General features: G+C 61.9%; 18 protein-coding genes and 1 pseudogene. 6 read left to right on the top strand and 13 right to left on the bottom strand.

The window, feature by feature from the left end; translation table 11 throughout:
- A partial coding sequence (locus tag HL666_RS20500) for an integrase core domain-containing protein (RefSeq protein ID WP_172183242.1) occupies positions 1–643 on the top strand: 643 nt, incomplete at its 5' end.
- Positions 644–948: 305 nt separating this feature from the next.
- Here the strand turns inward: HL666_RS20500 and HL666_RS34630 are convergent.
- From HL666_RS34630 to HL666_RS20460, 7 genes and pseudogenes are all read right to left on the bottom strand, one after another.
- Positions 949–1143: pseudogene (locus tag HL666_RS34630) on the bottom strand (tyrosine-type recombinase/integrase); the annotation flags it as partial.
- A complete protein-coding gene (locus HL666_RS20490) occupies positions 1128–1400 on the bottom strand; it encodes a site-specific integrase (RefSeq protein WP_172183240.1) in 273 nt (90 codons plus the stop codon). The gene HL666_RS20490 and the pseudogene HL666_RS34630, both read right to left, overlap by 16 nt.
- A complete protein-coding gene (locus HL666_RS20485) occupies positions 1393–1812 on the bottom strand; it encodes a site-specific integrase (RefSeq protein WP_172183238.1) in 420 nt (139 codons plus the stop codon). Before HL666_RS20485 ends, HL666_RS20490 begins: the two co-directional genes overlap by 8 nt.
- A gap of 363 nt (positions 1813–2175) precedes the next feature.
- Positions 2176–3120, bottom strand: coding sequence for a CHRD domain-containing protein (locus tag HL666_RS34510; RefSeq protein ID WP_311976046.1), 945 nt, complete (start codon positions 3118–3120; stop codon positions 2176–2178).
- A 251-nt stretch (positions 3121–3371) separates the two neighbouring features.
- Positions 3372–4478 (bottom strand): AI-2E family transporter, encoded by a 1107-nt coding sequence (locus HL666_RS20470; RefSeq protein ID WP_172183237.1) that lies wholly within the window; start codon positions 4476–4478, stop codon positions 3372–3374.
- Positions 4479–4538: 60 nt separating this feature from the next.
- Positions 4539–5339, bottom strand: coding sequence for a response regulator transcription factor (locus tag HL666_RS20465; protein ID WP_172183235.1), 801 nt, complete (start codon positions 5337–5339; stop codon positions 4539–4541).
- Positions 5340–5840: 501 nt separating this feature from the next.
- Positions 5841–6377 carry a DUF421 domain-containing protein gene (locus tag HL666_RS20460; protein ID WP_172183234.1) on the bottom strand — a complete coding sequence of 179 codons (537 nt, stop codon included), beginning with the start codon at positions 6375–6377 and terminating at the stop codon, positions 5841–5843.
- A 220-nt stretch (positions 6378–6597) separates the two neighbouring features.
- Between HL666_RS20460 and HL666_RS20455 the strand changes: the two genes are divergently transcribed.
- The 5 genes from HL666_RS20455 (at position 6598) to HL666_RS20435 (ending at position 11501) form a co-directional block, all read left to right on the top strand.
- A complete protein-coding gene (locus HL666_RS20455) occupies positions 6598–6771 on the top strand; it encodes a DUF1328 domain-containing protein (RefSeq protein ID WP_172108254.1) in 174 nt (57 codons plus the stop codon).
- 146 nt (positions 6772–6917) lie between these two features.
- Positions 6918–8252: a DUF2254 domain-containing protein gene (locus HL666_RS20450; protein ID WP_172183232.1), complete on the top strand. Its 1335-nt coding sequence runs from the start codon at positions 6918–6920 to the stop codon at positions 8250–8252.
- Positions 8253–8372: 120 nt separating this feature from the next.
- Positions 8373–9449, top strand: a complete 1077-nt coding sequence (gene cax, locus HL666_RS20445; RefSeq protein WP_172183231.1) for a calcium/proton exchanger — start codon at positions 8373–8375, stop codon at positions 9447–9449.
- A 217-nt stretch (positions 9450–9666) separates the two neighbouring features.
- Entirely contained in the window at positions 9667–10071 is a 405-nt protein-coding gene (locus tag HL666_RS20440; protein ID WP_172183229.1) for a host attachment family protein, read from the top strand.
- Positions 10072–10112: 41 nt separating this feature from the next.
- Positions 10113–11501, top strand: a complete 1389-nt coding sequence (locus tag HL666_RS20435; RefSeq protein ID WP_172183286.1) for a mechanosensitive ion channel domain-containing protein — start codon at positions 10113–10115, stop codon at positions 11499–11501.
- A 91-nt stretch (positions 11502–11592) separates the two neighbouring features.
- On the opposite strand, the gene HL666_RS20430 is transcribed toward HL666_RS20435, so the two are convergent.
- The 6 genes from HL666_RS20430 to HL666_RS20405 form a co-directional block, all read right to left on the bottom strand.
- Positions 11593–11820 (bottom strand): hypothetical protein, encoded by a 228-nt coding sequence (locus HL666_RS20430; RefSeq protein WP_172108262.1) that lies wholly within the window; start codon positions 11818–11820, stop codon positions 11593–11595.
- Between the two features lie 154 nt (positions 11821–11974).
- Positions 11975–12220 carry a DUF2798 domain-containing protein gene (locus HL666_RS20425; protein ID WP_172108264.1) on the bottom strand — a complete coding sequence of 82 codons (246 nt, stop codon included), beginning with the start codon at positions 12218–12220 and terminating at the stop codon, positions 11975–11977.
- A 139-nt stretch (positions 12221–12359) separates the two neighbouring features.
- Positions 12360–13523: a Na+/H+ antiporter NhaA gene (gene nhaA / locus HL666_RS20420; RefSeq protein WP_172131095.1), complete on the bottom strand. Its 1164-nt coding sequence runs from the start codon at positions 13521–13523 to the stop codon at positions 12360–12362.
- A 176-nt stretch (positions 13524–13699) separates the two neighbouring features.
- Positions 13700–14950: a glycosyltransferase gene (locus HL666_RS20415; RefSeq protein WP_172130698.1), complete on the bottom strand. Its 1251-nt coding sequence runs from the start codon at positions 14948–14950 to the stop codon at positions 13700–13702.
- Between the two features lie 85 nt (positions 14951–15035).
- The gene (locus tag HL666_RS20410; RefSeq protein ID WP_172183227.1) at positions 15036–15806 is read right to left on the bottom strand and encodes an SGNH/GDSL hydrolase family protein; all 771 of its coding nucleotides are present in this window, start codon (positions 15804–15806) and stop codon (positions 15036–15038) included.
- Complete coding sequence (locus tag HL666_RS20405; RefSeq protein WP_172108272.1) at positions 15803–16948, bottom strand: OpgC domain-containing protein; 1146 nt, start codon at positions 16946–16948, stop codon at positions 15803–15805. The genes HL666_RS20410 and HL666_RS20405 overlap by 4 nt, the downstream gene beginning before the upstream one ends.
- Between the last annotated feature and the right edge of the window lie 133 nt (positions 16949–17081).

Raw genomic sequence — 17081 nt, 5'->3', positions numbered from 1 at the left:
CAGAGGAGGCCGCAAGCGGGCCCTCGGCACGCGAGCGCCGATGACGCTGCCACTGCTCGCGAACGATCGCTGGTCGCTAGACTTTGTGTCGGATCAGATGACCGATGGCCGGCGCTTCCGCATCCTGACCGTGGTCGATGATTGCACCCGCGAGTGCTTGACGCTGGTGGCTGACACCTCCCTCTCGGGCGCCCGGGTCGCTCGGGAGCTGGATCGGCTGGTCGCTGAGCGCGGCAAGCCCAAGATGGTGGTGAGCGACAACGGCAGCGAACTCACCAGCAATGCCATCCTGACATGGGCCGATCAGAGCCGCATCGCCTGGCACTACATCGCGCCGGGCAAACCCATGCAGAACGCCTTCATCGAGAGCTTCAATGGGCGCCTGCGAGATGAACTGCTGAACGAGACCCTGTTCACCTCGTTCGCCCAGGCCCGCGTCGCGCTCCGATGTTGGCAGGCCGACTATAACGACGCTCGGCCGCACTCCCAACTCGGATGGAAGACACCATCCGAGTTCGCCGCAACCTGCAATCCGCGTCGGGATCTGGCGCTACGCTATGTCGAGAGCTCCGCGCCAGCTCCCGCCGCTACCACCGCCCAGATGGGCACATCCAACCGCCCGAACGAATTCAGACCTGGATAAAACCTGGGGGCAAGGTCACTCGCATTGATTGTGTTCGTGGTACGATTATTCTAGACATACAATGACAAACCATTTCATTGAAGACATCAAGAAGCAGATCCCCTCTTACGATTCACTGCTGGAACCGCTGAACGCCGGCAGTTCCGCGTCGGAGGGAGCACCAACGATCGCTCGTGGACCGATCAGACCGCGGCGCAGATTGATCGCCTTGAAGGCGCTATCCGGACGCTCAAGTCGGTTGTGGAGCGCGGTTAGGGTTAGGTCTGACGACGTTGATTCAGTCGGTCTTTCGAAATCGCCCGATTTCATCGTTTGAGCTTCCCGATCGCCTGCGCCGCGAGGCGCTTTCGGTCTGCTGCTCGGGTGTAAATCTCGACTTCCTTGATATCGATCCATCCGAAGATGGCCATCAGCTCGTGAGTGGTTGCGCCGTTCTCGGCGGCTCGGGGCGCTGCTGCCTTGCAAAGGCCGTGGGCGGACTTGTCTAGGACCCCCGCAGCAACACCTGCCTCTTTAAAGGCGTTGCCGAGGCTCTCCTTGGTGTAGGGGTTCCTTTCTCGGTGACGATGAAAGTCAGTTCGCCGGTCGGGCCGGCATCGAGCGTCCGTTTCAGGACATCGAGCACCGGGATGTGGACCGCGGTTTGGCCCTGGCTCTTCTCAGTCGCAAGCGAAATTGTCTCATTGTGGACGTGCTGCTTTCCGACTCTCGCGGCGTCGCCGCGACGAAGGCCTGTGTAGCAGTAGACGTCAAGCATCACCCTTTGGCGAGGTGCCGATGGACCAGTGCTGCTCATACTTGATGATGTCGGCATAATCCCATTCGAGGAAACCGCGGGTCTTCGGCTTTTTGACCTTTACCCCTGCAGTCGGGTCGACCCTGAGCCTGCCGGTTTCGAGGAGCCACGAGAACAGGGCGCGCATGGTCTGGACGAAGCTCTTCGCCTGGAATGGAGTGTCCTTACGACGATCGACGCCAGTAACGATCGTAGCGCGGTCAATGTCTGCAATCTTGGCGGTGCCCCCGCGGTGGCGAGCACGTTCCTCATAATGTTTTCTCGCTGCTAATGTTTTCTCGCTGCTTACGGGTCGCGTTGGAAAGCCCGCGCCAGTCGGCAGCTTCGGCGCGATAGAGCAGCCATGCCCATTGCAGTGTACCACCTGGAGCACTCGGCGGCTTCGGTGTCGAGCTGGTCTCGGCCGCAACCGCGCTATCGCAGCCTCATAGGCGGCGTTGAATGCCTCGGTACCGTAGTCCCCGCGAACGCGGTGCTTCTTACCGCCTTTGCCCTTGCGGACATACCAAACGGTCTTTCCGTGGCGTGTCGTGTGCTTGTGCAGATATCGGGGCCTTGGGCGGGGCATGACTTACAGGATGACGTTGACGGGCTTCGGTGGTGGGTTGTTGGTAGCCTCTGCGGACTCTGGAAGAGCGGCCAAGGAAACGAGGATCGTCCCATGCGCGCTCGGCCGTTCTTGTCGTCGAGGTCGACGTGACGTCGGCGTCAGACCGGTCAATGCGGCGACGCGGTGTTATTTTGTCAGCTGCCCGCGCAGCTCGCCGTCCTTGTTGGCTGCGGTGTGAATGTTGAAATACATCCGGCCGTTCTGCAGTTCAGCAACCTGGGCGTCGGTCAACGTCGTGCTTCCCTCGATCGGGCTTGCAAGATCGCTCTTGATCGGCACCACCGGCGGGGCATTCATGCCCGCATCGGCCGGACCGTGGAAGTGAGCGGCTGTCGCAGGGCCGGTGAGACCGGAATAGGCGATCGTCCAGGTCAGCTGCTTCGACGACGGATCGAACTTGGCCTTGACCGATCCGGTCCCCTTGCTGTTGTTCGGGGGCACCTCGGAGGCGCCGTCGAGCGCCGCAGCGTATGACGTCATCGCCGCGCTCGAGGTCTTCGAGTCCGCGGGGCTCGCTGTGTTGTCGGCCGTTTGCGCCGTGCTGGTCGTGGAGGCCGCCGGCATGGACGTGCTGCTGGAGGCCCGGGCCTTGGCGTAGCTGAATTCGGGCGCGTTCTTCAGGTTGTCCTTCGACGTGTCGATGTAGGCCTTCATCGTGCCGTCGGTGACCTGGACGACCATGGTGGAGGGATCGACCATCACGTAGCGCTCGCCCATTCCCAGGAAGCCGCCGACGCTGATGACGACGCCGGATAGCGACTTGCCGTTGTCGAGCACCAGATCCTCGATCTCGCCGAGCGACTCGTTCCTGTTGTTGTAGACGTTCGCACCGATCAGCTTGGTCGCCATCAGGTCGACGGAGCGCACCGAGACGAACCGGACGGCCATGGTCGCGGTCCTGGCTTTTTGGATGCCTCCGCCAGCCGCCGCCGTCGTGCCGGGCGAGGTGGCCTGGTTGGCCGGCTCGGCTGGCGCGGCGGTGTTTTGGGCCTGAGCTGGATAAGTAGCCAACGCCAGGGCGGAAAAACCAAATCCAAAGATTGCAGCCTTGTTGAGCGTCGCTGTTTTCATGAGTCGTCTCCGGCACGAATTGATTGGGACTACACGTAAGCTGGGAATGCGTCGCTCGTTCATCCAGATTCGGAATGTACCCATGTGGCGCCATGGAACGAATGCATCGCCGCCGAACGCGCCGCCGAGGGCGCCGGGCCATTGTCCGGGGTGTGAACAGGCGCATCGCTCTGAGGGCATCGCGTGCCGCTGCGAATGCCCTGGATCAGCGTCGGCGCGGACGTCCTGGACCGGTGTGTCGAAGCAATCGATCACGCCATCCCTTGGCCGGTTCGAGCTGTTCCGTCCGCTGCGATGAGCCGGGGCGCGCGCTCGACATAGAGGCGAAGAATGAAGACGCGCGCGACCGCCGCGAGCGGGGTGGCAAGCGCGAGGCCGTAGAACCCGAACAGCAAGCCCAGCACGATCTGGCTGGCAAAAAGGAATGCCGGGGGCACCGCGATCGCCCGCTTCTGGATGATCGGCGTGAGCAGATAGCTCTCCACGGTCTGGACGACGAGATAGACAATCAGCGCGCCGACCGCGCTCCAGAGCCCCGAGGCAAAACTGGCGAGCATGATGGCGATGCCGGCGAGCAGCGGTCCCAGGGTCGGGACGAACGCCAGCAGGCCAGCCTGCAGTCCGAGCAGGAACGGAGGCCCCACGCCTGCGAGGGTCAGTCCAAGCCATACGAACAGGCCGATGAGCGACATGGTCAGTGATTGCCCCAGCAGCCAATGTCGGAGCGTTTCACCGGATTCGTCGAGGACCTCGCGGTAGCGCCCGCGCTGTGCCGGCGGGATCAGCAGGAGGACGGCGTCGCGATAGACCGATGGCTGCGCGGCGAGAAACACGCCAAGGAAAATGATGATGAGGACATCGCCGAGGACGCCCAGCAGCATCGCGATCGCCGTCCAGGCGGGTCCGAACAGGCCGCCGACGTCGGGCAGAACGGATCGGAGCGTCGGTGCCCCAGCCGACTGGTGCCCCTGATCGGCTAAGGCGCCTACGCCGTCCGGTGCAATCTGAATCCCGCGCTGGTCGAGCCAGGCGAGCATGTGGTTGATCTGCTCGCGCAAGGTCGAGGCGAGTTCACCCCCCTGCGTGGCAATGGCCGTGCCTCCCCAGCCCAAGGCGGCAATCAAGGCGGCGGAAAGGATGGTGCAGACGATCGCGAGCCGGACACCCCGACTCGCGGGCACCGCCTTGCCGAGCAACCGTGTGATCGCGTCGAGGAAGGCGGCAAACAGGACTCCTGCGAACATCAGGAGGAGAGCTCGGCTCGCTGTCCACGCGATCAACAGCGCGGCAACTGTTGTGACGAAGACAATGACCCAATAACGAACGATCGATCGGGCGCCGGCCAGTTCGCTGATCATCGCATTCAACCTGCTTGCGTCAAGAACTGGGCGGGGATCGCGGGTGAGGAAGGCGGGCCTTCATCGCAGGCCATCGGTTTCGTCGGGATCCGCCGTCGTGGCAAACACCAGCCAGATCAGGGCGGGAAGTGTCTTTGACCCGGTTTTCTTCATGATCGAGGCCCGGTGGTTCTCGACCGTCCGCTGGCTGAGACCGAGATCGGCGGCGATATTCTTGTTGGGATCGCCGGCGACGATGCGCTCCAGGATCTGACGCTCCCGCTGAGTCAGGTGTCCGAGCCGACGAAGGGCGTTGGCTATCTTGTTGGTCAACTCTCGGGTGCTGTCGGCGCGCCGTAACGCCTGGTCGACGCATCTGATGAGTTCGTCGCGTCCGACCGGCTTTTCGATGACATCCATCGCCCCAGATTTCATGGCTCGGACGGCGGTCTGGATGTCGCTGCCGCCCGTGATCATGACGGCAGGAAGTCGATGGCCGGCATTCGCGAGTCGTCCCAACAGATCCGTCCCGCTCATTCCCGGCAAATAGGCATCGATTAGGAGGCATGCGGTCGCGCCGGCGCGATACGCCGCGAGGAACGCTTCGCCGGAGTCGTAGGTCCGCACGCTCCGTCCTTCGTTCTCCAGCATCTGTCGCAATGCGTCCCGGACATGTGCATCGTCGTCCACGACGAACACGATCGGTCCGTACGTGCTCCCCGAATCCCGAACGTCCAGTGTCTGGCTCGGAATCTGCCTCGACAGAACACGCTGGATGGTCGGCTTCAGCTCGACGAGTCCGACCACGGCCTGGACCCCGACAGCATCCGGGGCAAGCTCATGGGAGTTCTGCCGCAGCTGCGATCTGTATTCGTCGCTCATGGCATCTACTCGTCACTATTGCCGCACCTGCCATCGACGGGCAGGAGCGCGAAAATGTCGCGATGTGCGACGTTGAGATGAACCAGAGATCACGACCGTGGCGAACGGCCTTCGACCTGCAGCCCTTCGACCAGATCGGACGAGAGCAGGCATCTGGAAGCGTGAATGAGTCCGCCGATTGTAGGTATATTCCGTCGCATTCACCTACGTCTGCTCGGCATAAAGGTTCCTGAGAGCCGTCACCGCGTCCCTCGGAATGGCAGATGGGCAATGAGTGAGAGACGATGAAGACGCTGCGGAATCGTGTCGAGGGCGAACCGCAGTTTGGAATTTTCCGGACGGAACTTCTCGAACTGCCGGGGTGCCGGCGTCGACGGCAATGCGCGAATGAGGATGGCAACGTCGCAGCAGCGCACCGAACATCCCACGGACCTGATCATCGCCGGTGCGACCTTGCGCGAAGCCTGATGGAGTGAATTCAGATCCTCGGTCTGAGCCCTGTCAGGGTGCCCCGGTCGATTGATTGACGGTGTTCGGTGACCAGACCACCGTCAGCGCGTCGCCGCTCCCCGAAGTGTTGTCCAAGATGCTCATCGATCCATCCGTCTCAAGGACGACAGCGAGGATGGCGCTGAGTTCGCCCTTTCCGCTGGTACGGATGGCGGACAACACCTCGGCTCGCGTGATGCGCTGCTGCATCATCGCTTGATCCAGGAATCTGCCTTGGTGCAGAAGAAGCGTGGGCTCCGACTTGACGATGGTCTCGATACTGCGCCACCGAACTGACAGCCAAGTGATGCAATATTGAAGCACGATCAGCAACCCGAATGCGAGGACACCTTCCGTCAGACTGATAGACTTATTGAGCAGGACCGCCGACAACGTCGAACCGAGGGCAACCGTAATGACCAGGTCGAAAGCGTTCAGCTTGGTGAGTGTTCGCTTGCCTGAAATGCGAAGGAACAGGACGAGAGCTATGTAGGCCGGTATTCCGACAACAAGGAGACGGCCCAGGTCCGCCCAATCTGTGAAAAACAAGGCTCGTCCTCCGACAGCGATGATGACACACTCAATGGCAGACCCGCTGTATCGTTGCTGCGGTCGCTATCGTCCAGGCGCACGGTGTCCGCCCATCTAGGTACAAATACCCAGGAAGGCCACGCAACGTAACGCATTCTTGAGGGTTGACGTGTCGTTCACGGTTGGCCACCGAGCACGAACGGCCAAATCGAAGATGGCGCTCGCGGAGTGTGTAAGAATGTTGAAATGGGCCCTGATCTTTTTTGGTATCTCCGTGATTGCGGGATTCCTCGGCTTCTCGGGCGTCTCTGCCGGCGCCGCAACAATCGCAAAATGGCTGTTCTTTATCGCTCTGGCAATCTTCGTGGTATTTCTCGCGATGGGCCTCTTGGCCGGCGAGGTGCTCTTTTAGGTGATGCACAGAGGGGCACTGGAGCAGGCCAAACCGCGTGGCGGATACGTCGGTTCGATAAGCCCATGCGAGACGGGGTTTGTCGATGAGTTGATGGTCTGCGTGGTGCGCGGGCGGCGCGCCCATGACAGCCGGTCAGGATTGAGATGATCGCCCGAACCCGCAAATTCATTGGCGATCTCAGTGAGACGTTTTGGCTCATTCCGGCGGTCATGGTCTTGATCGGCATCGCCACGGCGCTCGGGCTGCTGCAAATCGACGGCAGCGGGTTGATCTCTTCAACCATTCTCGACAGCCGATGGCTCTATGATGGTGGCGGCACCGGTGCTCGCACGCTCTTGGGAGCGGTGGCGTCCTCAACGATCGGGGTGGCGGGCACCGTGTTTTCGATCACGATCGCAGCACTTTCCCTGGCGGCCGGCCAGATGGGCCCGCGACTGCTGCGGAATTTCACACGCGATCGCGGTAATCAGATTACACTGGGCATATTCCTAGGGACGTTCTCATACGCTTTGATCGTGCTTCGTAGCGTGAGAACGCAGGACGAGGGAGCATTCGTTCCGCACCTCGCGTTGAGCGTCAGTATTGTCTTGGCATTCGTATGCGTTGCCACCCTGGTCTATTTCGTAGGGCACATGGCGAGCCGCATCAACGTCGACACTGTGATCGAGCTGGTAAGCGAAGACGTGCGTGCGGCAATCGCCAATCTGACGACCGAAAAGCAGCAGCCGTTGCCACCGCCGAAGGCAATTTGGCGGAACGCGGAGCCGGTTTTAGACGCGCGCTATGGATATTTGCAGCAGTTCGATGGCGATGGCCTCGCGGACTGGGCCGCTGAGCATTCGACCGCGATTCGTTTGCTGGTTCGGCCCGGAGACTATGTCTTTCCGGATGCGCCGATCGCCTTGATCAGCCCAATGGTGGACGGCGCCGGGGAAGCCATTCGTGCTGCCACGGCGCTCGGATCACGCCGGGGCAGCACCGCTGATTTGGAATTCTCCATCCGTCAACTGGTCGAAGTCGCCGTTCGGGCGTTATCGCCGGGGATCAATGATCCGCATACTGCAATGAGTGTACTCGACAGGCTCGGCGCCGCATTATGCGAACTGGCGCCGAGGACGCTGACGTCCGGGGTCTATCTGCGAGAGGATCGACCTGTCCTGGTGGTTGCGAATCCTGATTACACGGGCGTCACAAATGCGATGTTTCACATGATCCGGCAGAATGCAGTCAATAGTACGGCTGTATTGATCCGGCTGCTGGATGTCCTTGCATCCGTGGTGAGTTGCGAGCATGAACCCCTTCGCGTTCTGTCCCTTCAGGGGCACGCCGATCTTGTGCTTGGGGACGCCGAGCGCCACATCTCGACCCCTGCCGATCTGACCGATATTCGCGCCCGCCATGCCCGTTTCGTCGCGATGAAGATCCACGGGCCGTTCGGCGCGCTGGAGCCGCTCGAGCAACCGACGAACTGTGCGTAAGCGACGATCTGGCTGGCGTCCGGAACAAGGCTCGTCGGAAAGTGCTGGATGCCGTGGCGCGCAGCATCGATCCGGTCGGTTTGAGGACCGCGGCGCACGGCAACAGAGCCAGGAGTGCTGATGGGTAAACTCGTTTCATGGCCGGCCGCGCTTCTCCTCATCGTTCCGATTGCGCCTGCGTTGCACTATCTGGTGGGGGCACCGCAACTGTGGATCTTTTTCGCAGCGGCCGCAGCGATCGCCGTGCTGGCCGATTGGGTACGGCGAGCCACCGAGCAGGTCGCAGATCAGGTGGGGCCGGCGATCGGCGGGCTCCTGAACATCAGCTTCGGCAGCCTCGCTGAATTGATTCTGGCCATCTTTGTCCTGACCTCCGGCAAAGCCGACGTGGTGCGCGCGCAAATCACGGGATCGATTATCGGCACCAGCCTGTTCGGGCTCGGTCTTGCGATCGTCGTGGGGAGTATTGGACGTGAAAAGCAGTTGTTCAAGCGCGAGCGGGCTGGGCAACTGTCGAGCCTGCTGATCCTGGCGGTCATCGCGCTGCTGTTGCCCGCCGTCTTCGACTACACCGGCCGGAGCAGTACTGCGTCAGGTCGACTTGTGGTGACCGACGAGCAGCTCAGCATCGGCGTGTCAATTGTGCTGATCGCCCTGTACGCTGCCAACCTTGTCTACACATTGATCACACACCGCGACGTCTTCGCGTCGGACGAACCTCGCGGATCCAAAGCGTCTTGGTCACTTCTTGCGTCACTCGCGGTTCTGGTAACGACGACAGCGGTCATCGCTCTCGAAGCGCATCTGGTCTCCGGCGCTCTCGAGGCGACATCGGAGAGTTCGGGTCTGTCGCCACTGTTTTTGGGCGTCATCATACTTTCGCTCGTGGGCACTGCCTCGGATTTGTTCGCGGCATCCTGGTTCGCCCGGCAAGGAAAGATGGGGCTGGTCCTCAACATCTGCGTCGGTTCGGCGATCCAGATCGCGCTGGTGGTGGCGCCGTCGTTGGTTCTCATCTCGTGGCTGATAGGTCAACCGATGACGCTGGTCTTTTCGAGCCCGCTCGACCTGTTCGCCATTGTCGGGACGGCCTTCATCGTCAACGCAATTGCGGCCGACGGCGAAACGACTTGGTTCGAGGGCGTTCTTCTGGTCGGCGTTTATGTCCTGTTCGGTTTGGCGTTTTTCTTCGTTTAACCCGCGGATTTGCGAGCGGTGGCCGAGTTTGTCGGGCGGCACGAGGCTCGGGAATCGTGTGAGCTGAGTAGTTTCCGAATCTATATTTTGTCGCTGTTCGTGATCAACTGGGACGTGGCCCTGCCTCTTGAGACGGTTGGGTGAATGGCTTGAAAGGTATAGGCCGCCAGGCGCGGTCTTCAGCGGCGTGACAACAGCGAACAGTGGAGAGAACGCGTTGAAAAAGATACCGCAGAACGCGCTGGTCATCGTGGCGGATGGAAGAAAGGCGATTGCCTTCCGACTCGAAGGTACGGGGGACGCGATCTCCCTGAAGGAACAGCAGCGATTGTCAACAAAGCATTTGAGTGACGACGGTCCGTCCGGCTCGCGCCCGGAAGAGCAGACGTTGCGGCAGACGGACGAAGCCACGTTCGCAAAGCAGCTGGCCGAGGCAATTGAAGGGATGAAGCATGCGCACGAATTCGATAGCCTTGTCCTCGTCGCCGATCCGCAGACGCTTGGGCAGCTTCGCAACGTCATGCACAAAGATGTCCGAGACAGTATCGTTCTGACCATTGCGAAGGATCTGACGAACCATCCGGCCCACGAGATTGCGGACGTGATCGGGAGGTCGACATAAGGGCGAGGCGATCTCTCGAGGATGCGGGTTGGCGAAACCAAATCCCGGCGTGCGCCGCGGGATCGGTCGGCCGGTTTTGGTGCGTCTTTGTCTTAACGGCGTCCGCCGCGACGGCGCAGACGGCAGAACCCGTACCTCCTACGATTGGCGCGGATGACCAGGCGGTTTCGAAGCAGGTCGAGGTCGCGCCGGTTGCCGACGACAGGGCAATTGCGAACCGGATCCAGCGCATCTTGCGATCGACAGATTGGTTCCAGAATCCGCGCGTCTCGGTGCGGGACGGAGTCGTGTTCTTGGAGGGGACCACGAAAACCCAGGCGCATGGACGTTGGGCCAGCGCTCTGGCGCGGAATACCAAGGGGACCGTTGCCGTTGTCAACCGCATCGAGATCGATGGCGACGCTGGATCGACGTTTGGGCGAGCGGGCGAAGAGTTCGTAAAAACCTATCGGCAGGCGTTGCTGCTCTGGCCCTGGATCCTGATCGCGGGCGTGATCATGCTGATCACATGGCTCGTGGGCCGCCTGTTTGCTCATCTCGCCCGACGCTTCCTCGCAAGCAGGATTTCGTCGTCTCTTTTGCTCGGCGTCATTGCGCGCCTGTTCTCCATCCCGGTATTTCTTCTTGGAGCGTATTTCGTACTGCAAGTGGCAGGTCTGACAAGGCTCGCGCTCACCGTTCTGGGTGGGACCGGGCTTTTCGGCATCATCGTCGGCTTCGCCTTTCGAGACATTGCCGAGAACTTTCTCTCGAGCATTCTTCTCAGCATCCGAAATCCGTTCGGGACCGGCGACCTCATCGAGGTCGCCGGGAATATGGGCATCGTTCAGAATCTAAATATGCGAAGTACGGTCCTGCTCACGCTCGACGGCATCTATGTGCAGATTCCGAACGCCATCGTCTTCAAGAGCACCATTACGAACTACAGCAGCGCGTCGTGTCGGCGGGCGAATTTTGCGGTCGGCATCAGCTACGAATCCTCGACCACGAGGGCGCAGATCCTCGTCGCGGACGTGCTGAAACAGCATCCTGCGGTGTTGGACACCCCCGAGCCGTTGGTTCTGGTCGAGGAACTCGGCATGGCGACCGTGAATCTTCGAATCTACTACTGGTTCGTCAGCGCGACATACTCTCCGATCAAGATCAACTCGGCGCTCCTTCGCCTCACCAAGGACGCATTGCTTGGTGGAGGAATCGAGCTCCCGGATGCGGCTCGCGAAGTGGTGTTTCCCCGCGGCGTGCCGCTCGTCCAGATGGGGGATGGGCAGGGAGAAAAGATGTCGGAGCATCCGGTTCCGAGCGATCCGGCAGAGGAATGGCATTCCGCGACGATCGGCGAAGGCGGGTTGCGGAACGAGAGCGCTGAGGTGTCCGAGCGGTCCAAGGATGGCAGGGTGCCAGAGGCAAAGGAGAATTTGCTGAAGAGCTGAAGCGGACCCGGCCAGCAAGACCAAGAGGGGACGCGTTCCTAGTTTTGATCTTTGGACTTGCGGAGGGATGAAGGACGCGACGTGTTCGCGGTCAGGTGTTGTGTTGGCAGTAGCTGCCGATTGCAGGGCCGCTTCGAAGCCGCGGTTCGATGTGCAGCAGCACCATTGGTGTCTGGGGGCTGGAATTTTCGACCTGCAGTGCCGTGACAACGATTCCGCTGATCACCCATGGCCTCTCGGCGTGATTGCCGAGCTCGCCCACCAGTTTCTCGTGTTCTCCGCTCGACGCTGCATCGAGGCCGGCAAAGCTCGGGCGCATGCGGCCGCGAGACGGCTCAGCGATGCCCGCTGTTTGACATGTGGAGAGATGTGTCGATGACGATGTCTCACGACGGCGTTGCGACCAGCCCCGCGTTCAGCACGTCGATGGCGACGATGTTGGGAAGGTGTCGGTGCGCCCCCTCAGGCCGGCGTTACTTCGGGTCTGGCTGCTCGTCCCGCGTCAGGACGACGGCCAGCGACCTGATGCCTGGCGCAGCCATGACGACGATCGGCAACATCGTGGCCCAGGCCATCAGCCATGACGACAGCCAGTTCGAGAGGAAGTCGCCCATCGCAAAGGATGGAAGGCTGGCGATGCCGGCGGCGACGAAGCAGGTCAGTCCGGACTGAATAGCCGCAAAGACGAAGTGGCTGTAGCGACGGGGAATGCCGAGCATTGCGGTCCTCCTCGCAGAAGGAAAAGCAAGAGTCGGGCCAGCAGCGGTCCGCATCGGGCGGCCCTCGCGCGCAGCATGGTGGCTGTGCGAGGTTGACGATCCCAGGAAGCAACCTCCCGACGCCGCAGGAGTCCAGATCTCATATCGTCTGTTCGGCGGCTTTGCCACGTCCAGGCCAACTCAGCAGCGCCATGCCGAACAGGCCCGACAGCAGCGAGCCCAGGAGGACGCCGACCTTGACCTCGTTCTGAAGGGCTTCGGCACCGGGAAATGCCAGCAATCCGATAAACAGACTCATCGTGAAGCCGATGCCGCAGAGGACCGCGATGCCGTAGACTTGGCGCCAGTCGGCCCCTTCGGGCAGGCGCGCCAGCTGAAGACGTATCGCAAGCCACGTTGTGGCAAAGATGCCGGTCTGCTTGCCGACGAACAAGCCCGCGATGATGCCGAGGGTCACGGGTTGCTTGAGGACATCCCAGCTCATCCCGGCCAGGGAGACGCCGGCATTGGCAAAAGCGAAGATGGGCAGGATCGCGAAGGCGACCCAGGGCTGGATCGCGTGCTCCAGCGTGAGGAGCGGAGAGTGCTTGCTCGGGGAGGCCGGAATTGTCCAGGCCAGCGCGACACCGGCGAGCGTGGCGTGGACGCCGGACTTCAGCGTGAAGATCCAGAGTGCGGCGCCGAGAACGAGGTAGGCCGAGAGCCGCGCGACGCCGGTCTGATTCAAGACGATCAGCACAGCCAGAACGGCGCCCGCTGCGGCAAGCCATCCGAGCGCGAGGTGATCCGTGTAGAACACCGCAATGACCGTGACGGCGCCGAGGTCGTCGAGAATGGCCAGCGCGGTCAGGAAGACCTTGAGCGAGCTCGGCACGCGCGAGCCGAGCAGGGCCAGCGCCCCGAGTGCAAACGCGATGTCGGTGGCGGTCGGGATTGCCCATCCGCGAAAGGTCTCCGCGGTGTTCAGGTTGAAGCCGATGTAGACAAGCGCTGGAACGACCATGCCGCCGGTTGCTGCGAATGCCGGCAACACCCGCCGCGGCCAGGTCGAGAGCTGCCCATCCAGGAACTCCCGCTTGATCTCGAGCCCGACGAGCAGGAAGAACACCGCCATCAGCGCGTCGTTGATCCAGTGCAGGATCGAAAGTCCGGCGACGTAGCGTTGGAGTGAAGCGAAGTAGACTTCTGAAGCCGGAGTATTGGCGACGATCAGCGCAGCGGTGGCTGAAATCATCAGGATGATGCCAGCGCCGGCCTGGCTCGCGACGAGACGATGGAACGCAGAGGGCAATGAACGTGACATTGTGTCGTGTATGACACTCGCCGCGCAGGCAATCAAATCATGCCGCCCCGAGGAGATGCGGCCAATTGTTGCGGCTCGATGCCGGCGATGCTGTGGAGAGTGCCTCGGGCGGTGTCCTTGTGGACAATGCTTTCGCTTGGAGCGCGAGCATTTTGCTTGGACTGTGTGCTCCCGCTTCAACGGACCCCATGGGCCTTGATCAGCCCGACCGCCTCGGCGACGCCGTCCTCCTGCTGGATGATCCTCGCGATCCCCGAGGCGCGGCGTCGCATGATGGGGTCATTGACGGCGCGGCTGATGGCGGTGGCGAGACGTTCCGGCGTCAGCTCTTGATGGGGAATTGGAGCAGGTCCGGCGCCCAGCCGATGGACCGCACGGCCCCAGAATGGCTGATCGCCGAAAATCGGACAGATGACGCTGGGGCGCCCGGCGCGGAGACCGGCCGCAGTGGTGCCTGCGCCGCCATGATGAACGACCGCGGCCATGCGGGAGAACAGCCAGGCGTGCGGCGCCTCGTTCAGCATGTGGATGTGCTCGGGCGTTCGTCGCATTGCCATTCCGCCCCATCCCGTCGCCAGAATACCGCGCTGGCCAGCACGAGTCAGGGCGTCGATGATGACGGCGGTGATCCGCTCAGCGTCCGGAGAGGGCAAGCTGCCGAAACCGACATACACCGGCGGCGGTCCGGCTTGGAGGAAGGCAGCGAGTTCGGGCGGCGGCGTCCATCCTCCGACGTCATCGAGAAACCAGTATCCCGTAACGTGAGCCGTGTTGTCCCAATCGTTGGCGACTGGCACCACGGCAGGGCTGTAGGGATAGAGCCTGGCGATGGGGCGGCCGCGCAAGGTCAGCCAATCCGATTTCGGCGGCAAGCCGAGAACCTGCTCACGCCATCTGGCGACCGTCCTGCGAAAGGGGAGGTCGCCGTAACGGATCACCAGAGCGTGGCTCGCGCGGTTCAGTGGCCCCAGGTCAGAGAACGGCAAGAGAGGACTGGGGAAGGCCCCTGTTGACGACAGGGCTGGCAACGGCAGCGCGACGAAAGCGGGGATGCCGAGCTTCTCGGCGATGTGCACGCCGCCTATGGCTTTTGGATGATAGACGATGGCGTCCGTGTCCTGCGCCGCATCCCATTGCGCGTCGAGCAGCGATCGAAACAGCGGACCCAATCCCGCCATCAGCCGAAAGCTGGCGAGTAGCTTGTGGTGGCCGGACATCGCGGCATGGGCGAGCGGAGTATGAACGAGATCGACTAGATCTCCGGGCAAGGCGTGAAACGGCAAGCCATGAGCGCATACGAGCGGTTTGAACTGCGGTGCCGTCGCGAACGAAACGTCGATCCCGGCGTTCTGCAAGCCACGTCCGAGCGCGACGAAGGGCTGCACGTCGCCGCGGGTCCCAAGTGTGTGGATCGCAATCCGTGTCATGCGTGGTCCGTGTCGTCAGGAGGTATGTCCGGCAGTCATCCATCGAGGCGTCTCGTGAGGCCTCGCTCGCTTGGAGAGCACCGCGCTATTCGGTCGCCGGCGAATTGGAATGGGACGCCGTGGCCATACCCTGGACGATCAGGCGGGCCAGCAGCTTGCCGATGCAGGCGTGGACCTCCTCGGCCACGTCGGTGCTGTGGGTCTCCGCAGAAAGGTCGAACGTGCCCCGTTCATTCCAGTCCTTCATCACGGCAAGACGATCGAACAGGTTCGCAGAGTTTTGTAGCGCGAGGTGCCGGATCTGATCGGCATACGGACCGAGCGCAATCATGGCCTGGGTTCTGGGGCTGAACTGCATGTTCATGAGAACCACGTCGACGTTTTGGGCCTGAAGGGCTGCGACACCACGTTCGACCGCGCTACCGAACTCCTCGGCGTCGACAACCCGGATAGCGTCGACGGTGCCCGTCTGCCAGATCACCAGACTGGGCTTCCGTGCTGCAAGCAGTTGGACGATGCTGCGCTCCTGCTCGGACGCGCTCTCCTGCGATCGCGCATACACGATCACGTCGACTGCGACTCCCGGCAGTTGGGCCGCAAGAGCAGACTCGAGCTGCTTCGGATACGCGCGATCTGGTCCAGCCTTGCCCGCGAGCATGGATGAGCCGCTTCCGACCACGGCGATGTCGAGGCGCTGCGCCATTGCCGCTGATCTCGCATTCGGCATCGGGAACGTCGCCTGAACCAGATCGTCCGCAACGGGGCAGGCGGCTTGCCCGCCGGCGGCGGCTGTCGCTGGCAGCGGAAGCGCCGCAACCATAGAGAGGCTCGCCGCAAGCAGAATGACGCGTCTCATGGCGAACTCCTTGCCGGTCCGGCGCGGGTCGATTGCACTGCTCGGCTCCGCCCGTCAATGTGCTTGAACCAGTCCATGACTGCCGCCGCTATGGTCATCAGCAGCATGCCGGCAAAGCTGACGAACAGCTGCAGGACGATGCCGCCGTGCGTTTCGATGATGATGAAGTGTGCGGCAAACGACAGGAAGACGCCGAAACAGAAGATTTCGAGCGAGTGCTGGCCACACAGTACGAGGGGACGGAGGCAGGATGAACGCAAGTAGGGCCAGTCGCGCGGCAGAAGACGCACGACCAATACCGTTAGGGCCAGGAAGTGCAGGATGCGCAGCGGGTCGAGGCTGGTCTTGTCGATCGGATACATCCATTCGGCCAGCCACCTCGGGACGAAAACGGTCCAGGCCGGAACATGCCATGTGACGACGATCGCCAGGGACACCGACAGGTAGGCCACCGAAGCGGCCAGGACGGCACGTGACAGGAGCAATCCGCGAAGCTGGTCGGCGCCGCCGAGCGCGCACCAGGCACCGAAGCTGAACAGCAGCTGCCAGGCAAAAGGATTGAAAACCCAGTGGCCGCTCGGATAGGCCGGAATGTTGAGATCAAGCATCCGCGTCACGCCGTAGATCGCGATGCTGCCGAGGAGTGCGAGGGTGGGACGGCGCAGCAGCAGCCAGAGCAGCGGGGCGAACCCCACCAGGAGCGCGATGTAGAGCGGCAGCACGTCCATGTTGGCCGGCTTGAATCTCAGCAGAAGCGCTTCAATCAGCGTTACGTCCGGGTCGCGCAGGAACTCGAACACGCCCATCTCCTCGGAATACAGCGTATTCCTGAAGCTGCGGGCAACATAGGCGATCTGCGCCAGATAGACGCAGAACAGGAAGACATGAGCGACATAGATCTGCCAGGTGCGACGCAGGATTCGCGCGCCAGCCACGAGGAAACCATGCTGGTTCATCGCTGCGCCGTACACGTAGGCAGCGGTATAGCCCGAGATGAAGACGAATATCTCGGTGGCGTCACTGAATCCGAAGTTCCGGATCGTAAACGAGTTGACGACGTTCGAGGGAATATGGTCGAGGAAAATGAGCCACAACGCGAGCCCTCGGAAGAAGTCGAGGCGCAAATCACGTTTGGTCTCCACAACGTGCCCCCCGCGACGATCGCCTACCTGTGCTCGACTTTCTGACGAGCGGATCCGGTCCTATGGATAGGAATTCATCGTATGTCCGACAATAACCGCGGCGATCCGACGCATCCCTCACGAAGCGGGAAAG

The sequence above is a fragment of the Bradyrhizobium aeschynomenes genome (genome assembly GCF_013178945.1).
In the GTDB taxonomy this organism is placed as follows: domain Bacteria; phylum Pseudomonadota; class Alphaproteobacteria; order Rhizobiales; family Xanthobacteraceae; genus Bradyrhizobium; species Bradyrhizobium aeschynomenes.
This window is presented reverse-complemented; position numbering and strand designations above follow the sequence as displayed.